Below are 598 nucleotides of genomic sequence, written 5' to 3'. Positions count from 1 at the left end.
AGCCTGTGTTTTGTAAAGAGTGGCGATGCTTTTGAAAACTAGAGATAAAATAAGGAGGTTTTATATGTGGTGGGTCGTACTGGACTTGAATCATCGAGCCTGTGTTTTGTAAAGAGTGGCGATGCTTTTGAAAACTAGAGATAAAATAAGGAGGTTTTATATGTGGTGGGTCGTACTGGACTTGAACCAGTGACCCTCGCCTTGTAAGGGCGATGCTCTCCCAACTGAGCTAACGACCCACATATAAATTTTGTTTTAAGATTAAATGGTTGGTTTTACTGAACTTAACCACCGAGCCTTTTCGTTGTAAAGAGTTGCGATGCTCTCTGCTTCAAAAAGTAATGGTGGGTCGTACTGGACTTGAACCAGTGACCCTCGCCTTGTAAGGGCGATGCTCTCCCAACTGAGCTAACGACCCATATAATCTTTTTCTTCGCTACCATACTCTTTAAAAAGTAAATGGTGGGTCGTACTGGACTTGAACCAGTGACCCTCGCCTTGTAAGGGCGATGCTCTCCCAACTGAGCTAACGACCCGCGAAGAATAATCTAAATGAAAATACCATCAAAGTTTATTTAATGGTGGGTCGTACTGGACT

General features: G+C 43.1%; 3 tRNA genes. All 3 read right to left on the bottom strand.

Going from position 1 to position 598, the window contains the following annotated elements:
- Window positions 1-163: 163 nt before the first annotated feature.
- A tRNA-Val gene (locus C2M33_RS18555) sits at window positions 164-239 on the bottom strand.
- Window positions 240-342: 103 nt separating this feature from the next.
- Window positions 343-418: transfer RNA gene (locus tag C2M33_RS18550), tRNA-Val, on the bottom strand.
- 42 nt (window positions 419-460) lie between these two features.
- Window positions 461-536: transfer RNA gene (locus C2M33_RS18545), tRNA-Val, on the bottom strand.
- Window positions 537-598: the final 62 nt, after the last annotated feature.

Source organism: Pseudoalteromonas sp. T1lg122, from assembly GCF_002964825.1.
In the GTDB taxonomy this organism is placed as follows: Bacteria; Pseudomonadota; Gammaproteobacteria; order Enterobacterales; family Alteromonadaceae; genus Pseudoalteromonas; species Pseudoalteromonas gelatinilytica.
The sequence above is the reverse complement of the archived record's forward strand: the minus strand, read 5'-3'. Positions and strand labels throughout refer to the sequence as shown.